The organism is Dryocola boscaweniae, from assembly GCF_025215095.1.
In the GTDB taxonomy this organism is placed as follows: domain Bacteria; phylum Pseudomonadota; class Gammaproteobacteria; order Enterobacterales; family Enterobacteriaceae; genus Dryocola; species Dryocola boscaweniae.
The window spans coordinates 287,888-303,618 of record NZ_JALHAP010000077.1 but is presented as its reverse complement, the minus strand read 5'-3'; the positions used below and the strand labels follow the sequence as shown (position 1 = coordinate 303,618).

The following is a 15,731-nucleotide window of genomic DNA, read 5'->3' as shown; positions in this document are numbered from 1 at the left end:
GATTATGGGAAATCCCCGCCCCGTTCGGCGTGGCGATATTCACCACCGGCACGCCGTTTGCCGCCCTGTCCATCTGCGTGGCGTTGTTTGCGGGCGTGGTGGCCGCAAAAGCCGGAAAAACAGGCTGCCCGGCAATCAGGGCACTGATGAGATAGCTCAGGAAGCGGCGACGGAAGGAAGCGGGGTGGCGATTATCCATAATCTTTTGTCCCTTAAATAACAGACGCGATGCGGCGGTGCTTTCCCTGAACGCAACAGGCACCGGACAGGCTGTTAATAAATATTCACAGTCTGGTATATTCTGAAATGGATATAAGATTAATCACAGTTAACGGAAGGCAGCAACACGCAGGCAATGATTTGAGATAATTCTAATGGCGTTAAAAATAACCCCCAGGGAAGAGGTTCTGAACAGCACTGCGAAAGTTGAAAAAATCAATCACCACCTCCCCAGGAGGTGGTTTAGAGGTGACAACAAAAGGGTTAACGGCTGTGCATCGCCAGGTCGCCCGGCAGGTTTTTCTGCATGCGATGCCAGATTTCCCCGCTTTCACGCCCATAGGTACGGACGGTATCAAACACCTGATCGTACAAGCCTTCTTTACAAATGGTACCCAGGCGATGGTAGAAACCTAACGCCAGGCTACGCGCTTCCGGACTTGAGAAATAATGACGGCCGATACGGGTATACAGCCCTTTCATGCCGTTTAAAATCAAACCGTAAATCGGATTGCCGGAGGCAAACGCAAGGCCACGGAAGATGCTGTAATCGAGATCGGCAAAGGCGTCAGCGTGATCTTCTACACGTTCTGCTGTCGCCAACACTTCCTGTGCTTTTTCCGGATGCTGGCGAATTGCCGTGCGGATAAAGATGGTCGCGATGTTCGTACGTACGGATAACAGATTATCAATAAGCTGCGGCACGCTGTCGTGGTCGAGGCGAGCCAAGGTTTCCAGAATGTTTAATCCTGAAGTTTCCCAAAAATTGTTCACTTTGGTTGGCTTACCGTGCTGAATAGTCAACCAGCCATCGCGCGCCAGGCGCTGAAGCACTTCACGCAGCGTAGTGCGGGTGACGCCAATCAGCTCGGACAGTTCGCGTTCAGCAGGCAAAATGGAACCCGGGGGGAAGCGGCTATTCCAGATGCTTTCAATGATGTATTCTTCCGCGAAACCCGCTGGGCTCTGCGCCTTAATGACCATAGTATGATTTCCATTACACAGGTTTAGCAAATTTGGCTCATCATACCAGATGCTCCACGCTCCAGATAGCAGGCCAAACCGCCATTTGCGGGATTGATGTTTAAATTTTCTGAAATAGCGACGCACGTAATATTTCCTGTGCCTTGATCGTCAGGCGGGGCGCGAGTAACCTGAAAGCAACTGTCGTACTCGTCACAATAATCTTTCGGAGAATGATTACTTCACCATGGAAATGTCCACTGGCCGTGCCCTTTATCGCAATTTTTTAGGCCAGTCCCCCGACTGGTATAAATTAACAATCCTTTGCTTTCTGGTGATTAATCCACTGGTTTTTTGGTTCGTTAGCCCCTTTGTCGCAGGCTGGATGGTGGTGGCTGAATTTATTTTCACCCTCGCCATGGCGCTAAAATGCTATCCCCTTCTGCCCGGCGGCCTGCTCGCCATAGAAGCGGTGCTGGTCGGCATGACCAGCGCGGAACACGTACGTGAAGAAATCGCGAGCAACCTCGAAGTTCTGCTGCTGCTTATTTTTATGGTGGCCGGCATCTATTTTATGAAGCAGTTGTTGCTGCTGGTCTTCACCAAGCTGCTGCTGGGAATTCGTTCCAAAATTCTGCTCTCGCTGGCATTTTGTCTTGCCGCGGCGTTTCTTTCCGCCTTCCTTGACGCGTTAACGGTTGTCGCCGTAGTAATAAGCGTGGCGGTCGGTTTTTACGGGATTTATCATCGGGTTGCATCTGAGGGCAACGATGAGAGAGACATCCAGGACGACAGCCACATAGAAAGCGACAATCGCTCTATCCTCGAACAGTTCCGGGCCTTCTTGCGCAGCCTGATGATGCACGCCGGCGTAGGTACTGCTCTTGGCGGCGTAATGACTATGGTAGGCGAGCCGCAGAACCTGATTATTGCCAAAAACGCAGGCTGGCATTTTGGCGATTTCTTCCTGCGCATGTCTCCCGTATCCGTACCGGTCCTTATTTGTGGGCTGCTGACCTGCGTATTGCTCGAGTACAGCAAAATTCTCGGTTACGGCGCGCCGTTGCCGGAAAAAGTGCGAGGCATTCTGCAAGATTTTGATACTAAAAGCGCTCAAAAACGTAGCAAACAGGACAACGTTAAGCTGGCGGTGCAGGCAATCATCGGCGTCTGGCTGGTTGTGGCGCTGGCACTGCACCTGGCTGAGGTTGGGCTGATTGGTCTGTCCGTGATTATCTTTACCACTTCGTTGTGTGGCGTGACGGATGAACATGCTATCGGTAAAGCCTTTAACGAAGCGCTGCCGTTTACCGCGCTGCTGACGGTGTTTTTCGCTGTAGTCGCGGTAATTATCGACCAGCAGCTTTTTGCGCCGGTGATTCATTTTGTGTTGCAGGCGGAGCCTCACGCCCAGCTCTCTTTGTTCTATCTCTTTAACGGCGTGCTGTCGTCCATTTCCGACAACGTGTTTGTCGGCACGGTTTATATCAGCGAAGCCAAAACCGCGATGGAAAACGGCATCATCGATCTGAAGCAGTTTGAGCTGCTGGCGGTCGCCATTAACACGGGGACTAACCTGCCCTCGGTTGCCACCCCGAATGGCCAGGCGGCATTCCTGTTCCTGCTCACTTCAACCCTTGCGCCGTTAATTCGACTCTCATATGGCCGCATGGTGCTGATGGCGCTGCCGTATACGCTGGTGCTGACGTTAGTTGGGCTGCTGTGCGTTGAGTTTACGCTGGTACCGGCGACAGAGTGGATGCTTCAGGCCGAGTGGATTTCTACGCCGGTCGCAAACGGGCTTGCGCACTGACGTAATTTTATGGGCAGTTCGCTGCCCTCAGGGATTATTCTTCTGATTAATATCGAATAATCACATATTTTTTGCGCTGCTACTGGCGCAAAAACCGAATTCGTTTACACTGCCGAATCACCGCAAATTGCAGGGAAACTGATTATGTTGCGATATTTAAACCAATGTTCACGTGGGCGTGGGGCCTGGCTGTTACTGGCTGTTACCGCTTTTGCTCTGGAAATGGTGGCATTGTGGTTCCAGCACGTGATGCTGCTGAAGCCGTGTGTTATGTGTATTTATGAACGTTGCGCCCTGTTTGGGATTATGGGCGCGGGAATTGTCGGTGCTATCGCGCCTAAATCGCCGTTACGCTACGGCGCGTTAGCCATCTGGCTGTATAGCGCGGGTAAAGGCGTTCAACTGGCGTGGGATCATACCATGCTGCAGTTGCACCCTTCCCCTTTCGTCACCTGTGATTTTGCAGCCCGCTTCCCGTCCTGGCTGCCGCTGGACAAGTGGCTGCCTTCGGTATTTGTTGCTACCGGCGATTGCTCCGTGCGTCAGTGGGAATTCTTGTCCCTCGATATGGTGCAATGGCTGTTAGGCATTTTCGCTGTATTCCTGATTATTGCCGTGCTGGTGCTGATTGCACAGCCGTTCAAACCGAAACGACGCGATCTCTTTAGCCGCTAATGACCCGTTTCAGGAGCCAGAAAGCAAAAACCCGCCTTGGCGGGTTTTTTTATTAATGGTCGCGTCGATAAAGCTTCCACTGATCAATCCGTTCACCGCTCGGCAATATACAATCACCGCGCTCGTCCAGATCCGTTTTCACCTTTCTCAGTTCGCCCCCCTTTTCCTTGCAGTAAACCGATGCCGGGTTCGGCATGCCGATAACCTCAGGCGGTTTGGGTGCAGTGGGTTCAGGCGACGAACAGCCGCTGAAAATGAACGCCCCGAGCAGTAGTGTTATTTTTTTCATTGTTCCTCCGTTATGGAGGCTGAATGTTAACAGTGCGGAAGTGGGGAAAGCAAAACCAGCGGATAAGCTCTTAGCGAGCAGCTACGTTATATTGATGAATCGCACTCATCGGACGATGCAGAGCATGCATTTCTGATTTACAGAAAATACAAACAGCGCCATGGGGATTTGTTTCTCGGACATCGTAGGGGGAGGTGCGATACTGTGAACCGCCACATGACGGACACTTAAATGTTAAGTACTGGATAAAAACCTTCTTTTCTTGTTATAGAGAGTACACCGTATCATAAAGATTTCACTTTGTACGATTTATTTTTGTATATTTTCACAATGCTGGTGGATCAGTCTGCCCACTCAGGTTTGTTTAAAATATGGTCCTGCCAGTCACGTACTTCGGACTCTTTCACGGCGATATGGCGCACGGAGATGCGTTCGCCGTGCATCGCAGCTTTTGAGCCGCTTAGAAGCGGGTGCCAGTCCGGCAAGCCCTTCCCTTCAGCCAACAGACGATACGCGCAGGTATGCGGCAACCATTCGAAAGTAGGCAGATTGTCGCGCGTAAGCTTGATGCAGTCTGGCTCATATTCAAAACGGCGCTCATAATTTTTGCACTGACAGGTTTTGATATTTAGCTGTTTGCACGCGACGTTGGTGAAATAAATTTCGTCCGTGTCCTCATCCATCAGCTTATGCAGGCAGCACTGACCGCAGCCGTCGCAAAGTGATTCCCACTCCGCATCGCTCATTTCGTCGAGTGTTTTACTCTGCCAAAAAGGTGCCTGTGTCATGTTGGTGCCCGCATTTGAAAAACAAGCTGCACCTTATAAACGCTGGGGATTAAAGATGCAAGTATTGCCGCCCTGGGGCGGCAATTTCATTATAGTACGCGGGCTTTATAACACGCGGGTAGAAAGGCTGCGTCCGTCGAAACTCACTTCCAGATTATCGCCGCTTGCCAGTGGACCTACGCCTTCCGGAGTGCCGGTCAGAATCACATCGCCCGCACGCAGGGTAAAGAAGCGGCTCATGTAGGCTATCAGCGGAACGATCTTGTGGATCATGTCGGCGGTTGAACCCTGCTGGCGAATCTCGCCATTCACTTTCAGGGCAATCCCTGTGTTTTGCGGATCGGCTGCAAATTCAGCGGTCGGGATAAAGCCGGAAATTGGACAGGAGTTATCAAAGCCTTTCGCTTTTTCCCACGGCTGCCCGGCTTTCTTCAGCTTGCCCTGCAAATCTCGCAAGGTCAGATCCAGCGCCACACCGTAACCGGCTATCGCTTTGGCTACGTGTTCTTCCGTCGCCTGTTTGAGCGTGGAACCAATTAAAATTGCCAGCTCGACTTCATGATGCACGGAGCCCAGCCCCTGCGGCAACGCCAGCGGCTGGCGAATATCGCACAGCGCGCTTTCAGGTTTAATAAACAGCACCGGCTCTTCCGGCGTGGCGCTGCCCATCTCTTTGATATGCTTTGCGTAGTTACTGCCCACGCACACTACTTTGCTGACCGGAAAATCCAGCAGCGCGCCCTGCCAGTTATGATGTTGATACATGCCTTTCCTCTGCGTCGTTGTGTTAACTGCATTTGATACTAGAGAAAAAAATCCCCGGTGAATACCGGGGAGCGAGCCTTATTGAGCGATTGTTTATCGTGCAATATTTTACTTAGCGATAGCATCAGCCATCGTACCGATGCTGATGGCAAAGTAGTACGAGCGATTCCAGCGCATGATAGTTCTGAAGTTGTTGTAGACCAAAAACGATCGACCCTGGTTATCGTCTGGCGTGACTATCCAGGCTCGTTGGGTTGACGCTGGCAGCTCTAACCCATCCGGTAATGTAACGCCCAGCTTTTGCCATTGCGAAACCGTTTTGCCCTGAGCCGTTTTGGTGCCGGCAAGTCCGGTGTTAAATCCTTCAGGCAACCTCACTTCCGTTCCCCATGCCCCGCCCGCTTCCCATCCTTCAGTCGCAAGATAGTTTGCCGTTGAGGCGAAAACGTCGCTGGTGTTAGACCAGATATCAATTTTTCCGTCACCGTCGCCGTCTTTCCCGTAGCGTAAATAGGAGCTCGGCATAAATTGATTCTGCCCCATCGCGCCTGCCCAGGAACCTTTTAATTCATCCGCGCTGACGTGGCCCCGATCGAGGATTTTTAGCGAGGCCATCAGCTCTTTGGTAAAGAAGGCTTCACGTCGCCCCTCAAAGGCAAGCGTTGAGAGCGCCGAAACAATGTCTTCCTTGCCCTGAATTTTGCCGAAGTTACTCTCCATGGCCCATAGCGCAACGATGTAATTACTCTGCACGCCGGTTCGTGCGCTCACAGATGTAAGCTGCGGTTGATATTGTTGATAAAGCGCTCGTGCCTGCTCAATTTTCGCAGGAGTAATGACGCGCGCCAGGTAATCATCCAGGGTGACTTTTTTCTCAAGCTGGTTCTGGTCAGATTTGATGACCCGGTCAACAAAATGGACGTTGGCGAACGCGGCTGTAATGGTGGCGTCGCTGATGCCCTGGCTGCGGGCTTGCTGCTTTAACGCTTCCACATAAGCGGGAAACTCTGCGGGGTCGCGTCCCTGTTCAGCAAGGGTTGTTGGGGTGGAAGATGCCTTAGGCTGAGCGGCAGCGGGAGGCGCTGCGGGTGTTACGGCCTCCGCGCTGGGAGATTTTGCGGCACAGCTGGCAAGAAGTAACGTGCTGACGGTTAAACAGATTGCTGAAGTATTCATCTACCCTCTCACGATTAGTTTGCTGCCGTTATGTTCCTCCTTTATGTATAGGAAAGATTTACCGCTTGTCCGAAACTTATTTTTTCGGACTTTTTTCCAGATGCATTTTTAACAAACTTTCCGGCGGCGGAGGCAGTTGCAAATAATAACCTTCATCTTTGAGCGCCTGTTTTACTTTATCGAAATCTGCATTCGCCAGTTTTTTACTGCCATCGAGCGGTAATATCATCGCCAGTTTTGGTTCGCCGAAACCTTTCATCAATTCTTCAGGTACGCGAGAGAAATCGTCTTTTTTTTCGACATAAAGATAAGTCTGGTCACGCTTGCTACTTCTGTAGATCACACAAAACATTTTTTTTACTCTATTTTCGCCGGATGGTGGCTTGCCTGAATATACCGGTGACTATACCATGCTTAATGTACTTCGGAATATCGTCCCACAAGCCGTGGGGATTGAAACTGAATTGAGTAAGGCCAGGATGTCAAACACGCCAATCGAGTTAAAAGGCAGCAGTTTTACCTTATCAGTGGTTCATTTGCATGATGCTCAACCCGAGGTCATTCGCCAGGCCCTTCAGGATAAAGTTTCCCAGGCGCCAGCGTTCCTTAAAAATGCCCCGGTTGTTGTAAACGTTGCCAGCCTCGATGGTTCCGTAAACTGGAAGAAAATTCAGCAAGCGGTAGCTTCTTCCGGTCTTCGCGTGGTCGGTATCAGCGGTTGTAAAGATGAAGCGTTGAAGCTTCAAATTGAACGTTCCGGACTGCCGCTGCTGACGGAAGGGAAAGAGAAAGCTTCCCGCGCCGTCAAGATTAATGAAGCAGAACCGGTAAGCGTGGTCGAGCCAATTGTTACGCCGATCACAAAAACGCGTTTAATTGATACGCCGGTGCGTTCCGGGCAGCGCATTTATGCGCCGCATTGTGATTTGATTGTCACCAATCACGTCAGCGCCGGTGCGGAACTGATTGCCGATGGTAATATTCATATCTACGGCATGATGCGCGGCCGGGCCCTGGCAGGCGCCAGCGGCGATCGTGATGCACAAATATTTTGTACAAACCTGGTAGCTGAGCTGGTCTCAATAGCGGGTGAATACTGGCTGAGTGATCAAATACCAGCTGATTATTATGGGAAAGCGGCACGCCTGCGTCTCGCAGGCGACATTCTCTCCGTTCAACCTTTGAATTAAGCCCTTTTAACAAGGAATTCCTTTATGGCACGCATTATTGTTGTTACATCGGGTAAAGGGGGCGTCGGTAAGACCACGTCCAGCGCGGCCATCGCTACGGGTTTGGCCCAGAAGGGAAGAAAAACCGTCGTTATCGATTTTGATATCGGCCTGCGTAACCTGGATTTGATCATGGGTTGCGAACGCCGGGTGGTCTACGATTTTGTTAACGTGATTCAGGGCGATGCGACGCTGAATCAGGCCCTTATCCGCGATAAACGTACCGAGCAGCTCTATATTCTGCCGGCATCACAAACCCGCGATAAAGATGCGCTGACACGCGAAGGCGTGGCCAAGGTGCTCGACGATCTGAAAAACATGGACTTCGAGTTCATCGTCTGCGATTCCCCTGCCGGTATCGAAACCGGTGCGCTGATGGCGCTGTACTTCGCCGATGAAGCCATTATCACCACCAACCCGGAAGTCTCTTCGGTACGTGACTCAGACCGTATCCTCGGCATTTTGTCTTCCAAATCCCGTCGCGCTGAAAACGGCGAAGACCCGATTAAAGAGCACCTGCTGCTCACCCGCTACAACCCGGGCCGCGTAAATCGCGGCGACATGTTGAGCATGGAAGACGTATTAGAAATTCTGCGTATTCCTCTTGTGGGTGTGATCCCGGAAGATCAATCGGTGCTGCGCGCCTCAAACCAGGGTGAGCCCGTTATCCTGGATGCTGAAGCAGACGCAGGCCAGGCCTATGCAGATACCGTTGAACGCCTTCTCGGAGAAGAACGTCCTTTCCGCTTCATTGAAGAAGAGAAGAAAGGTTTCCTCAAACGCTTGTTCGGAGGATAAGTTATGGCATTACTAGACTTTTTTCTCTCACGGAAAAAGAACACCGCTAACATCGCTAAAGAGCGACTGCAGATTATCGTCGCGGAGCGCCGTCGCGGCGACCGTGAACCGCACTATTTGCCGCAGTTAAAACGCGATATCCTGGAAGTGATTTGCAAATATGTGCAAATCGATCCGGACATGTTGACCGTTGTTCTCGATCAGAAAGGCGATGATATTTCTGTTCTGGAACTTAACGTTACGTTACCCGAGACTCAGGAAACGCCAAAGTCTGCCTGATTAAAATAAAAACCCCCTGCTTTAATCAGGGGGTTTATTTTATCTGCTTTAGTCTCGCGTTATTTATGAGCAGGCTATTTTTAAATAGCCTTTCATCTTTTTCTTATTTCAGCCGCCTTCCCTGTATTTATTTACAGGCATTTTGCGGATTATTAATAATCCGCCAGCAGCGTCTTAAGCTTGTCATTCAATAATTCGCCACGCCAGCCGCTGATTAATTCCGGGGCCGTTGTCCTGGTTTTTAATTGCCAGTGCCAGTTGAGCAACTGGTTAATCTGGCGACGCGAAGCAAGCAGCTCCGCACTTAAACCACTGGTTTCGCTGACTTCCTGAACTAATGCCTTAATAGCTTTAAACACTTTACGATAGCCCGGCATATCCACCAGATTGCTTAGCGGTGCCGGCCATTGCTCTTCCGGCAGCGCTTCGGCCTCGGCGACCAATGCCAACAGCGTTTTGCCGTGAAAGCGAATTTCGCTACCGCTCAGGCCAAGCTGATCTAATTCGCCCAACGAACCCGGCATGTAGCGCGCGACCTGCCAGAGGTGCTCTTCACGTACGACAAAGTTGACGGCCATATCACGCTCACGCGCTTTGCGCAGGCGCCAGGATGCCAGTTTCTTCAGGCAGGCAAGCTGACGGGTTCGCAACTGCCATGCATTGCCGATTTCACGCCACGCCTCTTCCGGATCGAGAACTTCCTGACGGCGATTCGCCATAAGATTGCATTCGTCCAGCGCCGCTTTCATCCAGCCCGCGGCTTCGGTTTCTTCCATAAGCTTGTGCGCGATAGGCAGCAGGTAGAACACATCTGCCGCAGCGTATTCGCACTGACGTTCGGTCAGTGGACGCGCCAACCAGTCGGTACGTGATTCGCTTTTATCCAGCGCGATGCCTGTGTACGCTTCCACAATAGTGGCAAAGCCGCAGGAAAGCGGGCGTCCGCTGAAAGCCGCAAGGATCTGGGTATCGATAAACGGATCCGGCAGCGTGCCAAACGTATTCAGAAATACTTCCAGATCTTCGCTACCGGCGTGCAGAAACTTAATCACCTTGCTGTCTTGCAACAGCGCTTTAAACGGCGACCAGTCGGTAATGGTCAACGGATCGATAAGGGAAATCTGCGTGCCGTCATACAACTGAATCAGGCCAAGCTGTGGGTAGTATGTACGCGTGCGGACAAATTCGGTGTCCAGCGCCAGAGCGGGCACCTGACGAGCGGCCAGGCAGACCGCAGCCAGCGCTTCATCAGTAGTAATCATATGGTAAGTCAAATTCGGTTCTCTTAGGTTTGCGCCCATAAAAAACGCCGGATTACCGGCGTTTCAGAACGCTGAATAAATTCACTGTTCTTAACAGTACCTAACAGCACTAGTAAAAACAAAGAATGAGATCGTCTGATTTGCCCCAAACGGCCGGAAACCACGTTTTAGCTGTTTGTCAGCGATATAAAAAGCCGGTAGTACCGGCTTTGGGGCGACTGATCCGGATCCCGGGCGTTATTGTTGATCGGTCCTGGCTACTTCGTCACGTAGTTCTCGTCGTAAAATTTTGCCGACGTTGGATTTTGGCAGCTCTTCGCGGAACTCAATCAGCTTAGGCACCTTATAACCGGTAAGATGGCGGCGGCAGAATATCACCAGGGCCTCTTCGCTAAGGGACGGCTCTTTCTTGACCACAAAAATTTTCACGGTTTCGCCGCTTGCCCCGCCAGGTACGCCCACGGCGGCGACTTCAAGCACGCCCGGGTGCTGCATAACCACGTCTTCAATTTCGTTTGGATACACATTGAAGCCGGACACGAGGATCATATCTTTTTTACGATCGACGATACGCATAAAGCCCTCTTCGTCCATCGTTGCGATATCGCCCGTGCGCAACCAGCCATTCTGCATTATTTCGTCTGTCGCATCCGGCCGCTGCCAGTAGCCCAGCATAACCTGCGGGCCTTTCACGCACAGCTCGCCCGGTTCGCCTGACGGCACTTCGTTACCTTCGTCGTCAATAATTTTCACTTCGGTGGAAGGAACAGGCAGGCCGATACTGCCGGTGTGACGGTCAATATCATGCGGATTAGCGCTAACAAGCGGCGCGCATTCCGTCAGGCCGTAGCCTTCCAGCAGATAACGACCGGTCAGCTTAACCCAGCGCTCCGCCACGACGTGCTGCACCGGCATGCCGCCGCCTGCGGAAAGATGCAGGCTTGAGAAGTCGAGCTGCTGGAACTCTTTATTATTGAGCAAAGCGTTGAACAGCGTGTTCACGCCGGTCATTGCCGTAAATTTATATTTGCTCAACTCTTTAACCAGGCCCGGAATATCGCGCGGGTTGGTGATAAGCAGGTTCTGACCGCCCAGATCGATAAACAGCAGGCAGTTCATGGTCAACGCGAAGATGTGATAGAGCGGTAACGCAGTCACCACCAGCTCTTTACGCTCGAACAGCAGCGGGCTGTAAGCCGCTCTTACCTGCTCCAGATTTGCCAGCATGTTGCGGTGGGTCAGCATTGCTCCTTTCGCCACGCCAGTTGTGCCGCCGGTATATTGCAGGAACGCCAGATCGGTATTGATAACTTCCGGTTTGATGTACTGCATACGGTAGCCGTTATGCAGCGCGCTGCGAAACGAGATGGCGTCCGGCAGATGGTATTTCGGCACCAGTCGTTTAATGTATTTAACGACAAAGTTAACCACCGTCCCTTTTGCCGCCGAGAGCTGGTCGCCCATGCGGGTCAGAATAACGTGCTTTACCTGGGTTTTTTCGACGACTTTTTCCAGCGTATGGGCAAAGTTCGAAACGATGACAATGGCGCTCGCGCCGCTGTCGTTGAGCTGATGCTCCAGCTCGCGTGGGGTATAAAGGGGATTGACGTTAACGACTACCATGCCCGCACGTAAAATACCGAACAGCGCAACCGGGTATTGCAGCAGGTTTGGCATCATTAATGCCACGCGGTCGCCTTTTTGCAGGCCAAGCCCCTGTTGCAGGTAAGCTGCAAAAGCGCGGCTGCGCTCTTCCAGCTTACGGAAAGTCATTACTTCGCCCATATTGACGAACGCGGGCTGATCCGCATAGCGCGCTGTCGCCTGCTCAAACATATCAACCAGGGATTGATAACGATCGGGATTAATCTCAGCCGCAACGTCGGCCGGGTAGCGGTTAAGCCAAACCTTCTTCAAGGATTCACCTCTGAATTTATTATTTGTCGTCATCACAACCCCAATCAATATACACATCGTTAACATAATATTAACTCAGCGTACCAGTTTAAGAATTAAGCTGATTTAAGGTTGCGAAGCGCATCACTCTTTTTTTTCATCCGTCCTGGACAAAAATAAACAGCGGCGAAGCCGCTGTTTAAAATTAACGGTAAAACAATAGGTTATTCGGTTACGATGGTCTGTACCTGCGCGGGGCCCGGGCTATACCAGCCTGCTCCGCCCCACATGCCATAATGACCGCGATACGGGTAAGGCCCGCCCCAGAACCAGGGATCGATAGGTTGTGGAGGCATGACAACCTGCTGAGTAACGCGCCAGCGTTTATAACCGTTGGCCTGCACCACCAGAAATTTATACGGCGTTTCGCCTACTTTGCCTTCGACTGTTCCCATAATAGGCCCGACAACCGTTACCAGTTGTCCCCGGAAATCGACCGGATCGAGGAAGCCATTCACATCTGCATAGATGCGTCCTTTCGAAGGTTCGCCCAGTTGAGGACGAGCGCCTTCATCAAGGCTCACCGTAGCGATTTCCAGCCGAGTTTTGCCCTGCCGGTTATCGATATTGACCACTCGCCCGCCAAAACGCGCTTCCTGGCCAACGTACAGCTCCGGCGCGTTCATCACCTGAACCAGATTCTGCTGTGGCGTTGCGCTGGTGCCTTTGATGGCATCCGGCACCGTCACACAACCGCTCAGCAGCAGCGTGGCGACGATGGTCAATATGCCGCCGTACTTCCTGACATTACAATCTGCCATACCCCATCTCCTTATACTGCGTTACGCGCCCTGGTAACGCTGAGTATCACTCTTTGCCGGGAAGTTTCTTCCATGTCACTTCGTTGCGCAGATAGACCGGCTCCGCATGTTCAACAGCTACGGTGCGGTTCGCCTTAAACGCCTGAATCGCCAGCGGCAACATATCTTCAGCCGTGGGGAGAGAAATCTGCCCGTCACGCACAACAACGCCGCTATTGATGGCCAGATCGGGCCATGCCTGCCAGCCTGTACCGACTGTAGCCCAGTCGCCATCAAGCTGCTTCAAACGTTCGGCAACCGCATCTGGCTTTAAGACCGCTTCGGTTTCTTCGCCGTGCCACGCGCCCTGCTCGTCCCGCTGATATTCGGCCCAGTAGACTTCGCCCATGCGCGCATCGATAGCGGCCAGCACGCGCGTTGCGCCGGTCAGACGCCATGCGCCCTGCGCCATTGTCGCAAGCGTTGAAACACCGATCATCGGCAGCTCAGCGCCCAGAGCCAGCCCCTGCGCAATGCCAATACCAATACGCACGCCGGTAAAGCTGCCCGGCCCTCGCCCGTAGGCAAGCGCGTTAAGCTCAGACAAAGAAAGCTCGCCCTGGTTCAGGATGTCCCGCACCATAGGCAAAATACGTTGGGTATGTTCGCGCGGGCAAAGTTCGAAATGGGCACAGGCTGTGCCGTCGTTATACAGGGCAACCGAACAGGCTTCTGTCGCGGTATCGATGGCTAAAATTCGCATGGACTGGCCAACCTCTGGCGAGAATCTAAGGTAATAAATAAGGTCAAAAATCGGCGCGCATCATACCATAGCCTGGCACAAATTACTGCGTCGGTGGGGAGTTAAGGAACTCGACTGCCCGATTTATATCCCGCGTGCGCGGCGTTGGCGGCAGGCTATTGAGGAATACCGCGCCATAAGGACGCATCACCAGGCGGTTGTCGCAGATAACCAGCACGCCGCGGTCATCCACGTCGCGAATCAGGCGGCCAACGCCCTGCTTAAGGGTAATAACCGCATCGGGAAGCTGAACATCATCAAAAGGATCGCCGCCGCGAATGCGGCAATCTTCCATTCGTGCTTTAAGCAATGGGTCATCCGGCGAAGTAAACGGCAGCTTATCAATGATGACCAGCGAGAGCGCGTCGCCACGCACGTCCACCCCTTCCCAGAAACTGCTGGTTGCCACCAGCAACGCATTGCCGGCGCTGACAAACTGCTCGAGCAGTTGGCCTTTGCTGGTTTCCCCCTGCAATAAAACCGGCAACGTCATGTTGGCCCTGAACTGTTCAGCCAGCTCACGCATCATGGAATGAGAGGTGCAAAGCATAAAACAGCGGCCGTTGTTGGCTTCAATCAACGGCTGGAGCATTTTTGCCAGATGGCGGGCCGCATGGGGCTGGTTTGGTGTCGGCAGGCCGCGCGGCACGCAGAGCAGCGCCTGGGTGGCGTAGTCAAACGGGCTCGCCAGCAGCATCGTCTCGGCGTTATCAATGCCCAGGCGGTCGGTGAAGTGGCTAAGCCTATCGTTCACCGAAAGCGTCGCGGAGGTGAATATCCACGTGCCTTTTTTCTGCGCAATCACCTCTTTGAATTTATCGGCGACCGATAGCGGCGTGAGCGCCAGCGTAAAGTTGCGGGAGTTGCACTCATACCAGTAGCTGTAGCCCGGTTGGTCCACGTCTTTCAGACGTTTAATACGGCTACGGTAAATTACCGCCCGCTCAAAGGCGGCATCCAGCAGCGCCGAGCGGCCAAGCGAAAGCTTCGCCACGTCATAACAAAGTTCCAGCGCATCATCTAACAATAACAAAGCGCGCTGAATAGCTGGCTGAGCGAGCAGTTCACGCAGATTGCCGCGATAGCCCGGATCGCCAAGCTGCAGACGGAAATCCTGCGTGCTTTGCGCCAGGCGGTCGGCGCTTTTCTGTAGCTGCTGGGCGTCGCGCACTTCGGTGCGGTAAGCAATGGAAATATCTTTCGCTAAATCCAATAGCTGACGGCTGGAGACCGACTGGCCGAAATACTGGCTGGCAATATCCGGTATTTGGTGGGCTTCATCGAAGATCATGACTTCGGCTTCCGGAATAAGCTCCGCGAAGCCGCTCTCTTTGACCACCATATCGGCAAGAAACAGATGATGGTTAACCACCACCACGTCCGCATCCATCGCCTTTTTACGGGCTTTAACGACGAAGCAATCTTTATACAGCGGGCAATCCTGGCCGAGACAGTTATCGTTGGTGCTGGTGACCAGCGGCCAGACGGAAGAGTCTTCCGCCACGTTAGTGCAGTTGCTGATATCGCCGTCAACGGCTTCGATAGCCCAACTGCGCAACTGGATCACTTCGCTTAACGTTTGCACAGGCAAATCTCCGCCAGCCAACGCTTGCTGTTCAAGTCGCTCCAGGCAGAGATAGTTTGAGCGCCCTTTCAGCAGCGCAAGACGCCCTTTAAAATCAAGGGCTTTAGCAACGGTGGGTAAATCGCGGGAATAAAGCTGATCCTGAAGCGCCTTCGAACCGGTGGAAATAATCACCTTTTTGCCGGAACGCAGTGCCGGTGCGAGGTAAGCATAGGTTTTTCCTGTGCCTGTTCCCGCTTCAACCACCAGTTCGCGCCCATCGGCAATGGCTTTGGCTACGGCCTGCGCCATCTCGCGCTGCGGTTCACGCGGTTTAAAACCAGGTATCGCCAGAGCGAGCTGACCGTCTACTGCAAAATCGTCCGTCACATTACCCCCAGGATTTATGCCCG

General features: G+C 52.6%; 18 protein-coding genes. 5 read left to right on the top strand and 13 right to left on the bottom strand.

Annotated features, from left to right (window positions below; genetic code table 11):
- Positions 1-199, bottom strand: a 199-nt coding sequence (locus MUA00_RS11095) for a hypothetical protein (RefSeq protein WP_456298736.1), incomplete at its 3' end; no start/stop codon positions are given.
- A gap of 284 nt (positions 200-483) precedes the next feature.
- Positions 484-1,203, bottom strand: coding sequence for a fatty acid metabolism transcriptional regulator FadR (gene fadR / locus MUA00_RS11090; protein WP_271122857.1), 720 nt, complete (start codon positions 1,201-1,203; stop codon positions 484-486).
- Between the two features lie 226 nt (positions 1,204-1,429).
- On the opposite strand from fadR, the gene nhaB reads away from it, so the two are divergent.
- Together nhaB and dsbB are read left to right on the top strand one after the other, a co-directional pair.
- Positions 1,430-2,995, top strand: coding sequence for a Na(+)/H(+) antiporter NhaB (nhaB, locus tag MUA00_RS11085; protein ID WP_271122858.1), 1,566 nt, complete (start codon positions 1,430-1,432; stop codon positions 2,993-2,995).
- A gap of 144 nt (positions 2,996-3,139) precedes the next feature.
- Complete coding sequence (gene dsbB / locus MUA00_RS11080; RefSeq protein WP_271122859.1) at positions 3,140-3,670, top strand: disulfide bond formation protein DsbB; 531 nt, start codon at positions 3,140-3,142, stop codon at positions 3,668-3,670.
- Between the two features lie 52 nt (positions 3,671-3,722).
- Here dsbB and MUA00_RS11075 read toward each other — a convergent pair whose 3' ends face one another.
- The 6 genes from MUA00_RS11075 to MUA00_RS11050 all read right to left on the bottom strand — a co-directional run bounded on the left by MUA00_RS11075 (position 3,723) and on the right by MUA00_RS11050 (position 7,040).
- Complete coding sequence (locus MUA00_RS11075; RefSeq protein ID WP_271122860.1) at positions 3,723-3,959, bottom strand: putative hemolysin; 237 nt, start codon at positions 3,957-3,959, stop codon at positions 3,723-3,725.
- A 70-nt stretch (positions 3,960-4,029) separates the two neighbouring features.
- Positions 4,030-4,206, bottom strand: a complete 177-nt coding sequence (gene ymcF / locus MUA00_RS21400) for a cold shock small protein YmcF (protein ID WP_456298737.1) — start codon at positions 4,204-4,206, stop codon at positions 4,030-4,032.
- A gap of 94 nt (positions 4,207-4,300) precedes the next feature.
- Positions 4,301-4,747 (bottom strand): YcgN family cysteine cluster protein, encoded by a 447-nt coding sequence (locus tag MUA00_RS11065; protein ID WP_271122861.1) that lies wholly within the window; start codon positions 4,745-4,747, stop codon positions 4,301-4,303.
- A gap of 105 nt (positions 4,748-4,852) precedes the next feature.
- Positions 4,853-5,512 carry a fumarylacetoacetate hydrolase family protein gene (locus tag MUA00_RS11060; protein WP_271122862.1) on the bottom strand — a complete coding sequence of 220 codons (660 nt, stop codon included), beginning with the start codon at positions 5,510-5,512 and terminating at the stop codon, positions 4,853-4,855.
- 108 nt (positions 5,513-5,620) lie between these two features.
- Complete coding sequence (locus tag MUA00_RS11055) at positions 5,621-6,688, bottom strand: lytic murein transglycosylase (protein ID WP_271122863.1); 1,068 nt, start codon at positions 6,686-6,688, stop codon at positions 5,621-5,623.
- Between the two features lie 76 nt (positions 6,689-6,764).
- Positions 6,765-7,040, bottom strand: coding sequence for a YcgL domain-containing protein (locus MUA00_RS11050; RefSeq protein WP_271122864.1), 276 nt, complete (start codon positions 7,038-7,040; stop codon positions 6,765-6,767).
- A gap of 127 nt (positions 7,041-7,167) precedes the next feature.
- Here MUA00_RS11050 and minC point away from each other — a divergent pair, with 127 nt between their 5' ends.
- From minC to minE, 3 genes are read left to right on the top strand one after another with little or no spacing between them, the layout of a single operon-like run.
- Positions 7,168-7,878, top strand: a complete 711-nt coding sequence (minC, locus tag MUA00_RS11045; RefSeq protein WP_271123092.1) for a septum site-determining protein MinC — start codon at positions 7,168-7,170, stop codon at positions 7,876-7,878.
- A 24-nt stretch (positions 7,879-7,902) separates the two neighbouring features.
- Complete coding sequence (minD, locus tag MUA00_RS11040) at positions 7,903-8,715, top strand: septum site-determining protein MinD (RefSeq protein WP_167607724.1); 813 nt, start codon at positions 7,903-7,905, stop codon at positions 8,713-8,715.
- Positions 8,716-8,718: 3 nt separating this feature from the next.
- Entirely contained in the window at positions 8,719-8,994 is a 276-nt protein-coding gene (minE, locus tag MUA00_RS11035; RefSeq protein WP_271122865.1) for a cell division topological specificity factor MinE, read from the top strand.
- 152 nt (positions 8,995-9,146) lie between these two features.
- On the opposite strand, the gene rnd is transcribed toward minE, so the two are convergent.
- The 5 genes from rnd to MUA00_RS11010 form a co-directional block, all read right to left on the bottom strand.
- Entirely contained in the window at positions 9,147-10,256 is a 1,110-nt protein-coding gene (gene rnd, locus MUA00_RS11030) for a ribonuclease D (protein WP_271122866.1), read from the bottom strand.
- 237 nt (positions 10,257-10,493) lie between these two features.
- Positions 10,494-12,173, bottom strand: a complete 1,680-nt coding sequence (gene fadD, locus MUA00_RS11025; protein ID WP_271122867.1) for a long-chain-fatty-acid--CoA ligase FadD — start codon at positions 12,171-12,173, stop codon at positions 10,494-10,496.
- Positions 12,174-12,376: 203 nt separating this feature from the next.
- A complete protein-coding gene (locus MUA00_RS11020; protein ID WP_271122868.1) occupies positions 12,377-12,973 on the bottom strand; it encodes a Slp family lipoprotein in 597 nt (198 codons plus the stop codon).
- 46 nt (positions 12,974-13,019) lie between these two features.
- Positions 13,020-13,715, bottom strand: a complete 696-nt coding sequence (gene tsaB / locus MUA00_RS11015; protein WP_271122869.1) for a tRNA (adenosine(37)-N6)-threonylcarbamoyltransferase complex dimerization subunit type 1 TsaB — start codon at positions 13,713-13,715, stop codon at positions 13,020-13,022.
- Between the two features lie 82 nt (positions 13,716-13,797).
- Positions 13,798-15,708, bottom strand: a complete 1,911-nt coding sequence (locus MUA00_RS11010) for an ATP-dependent DNA helicase (RefSeq protein ID WP_271122870.1) — start codon at positions 15,706-15,708, stop codon at positions 13,798-13,800.
- Positions 15,709-15,731 lie beyond the last annotated feature (23 nt).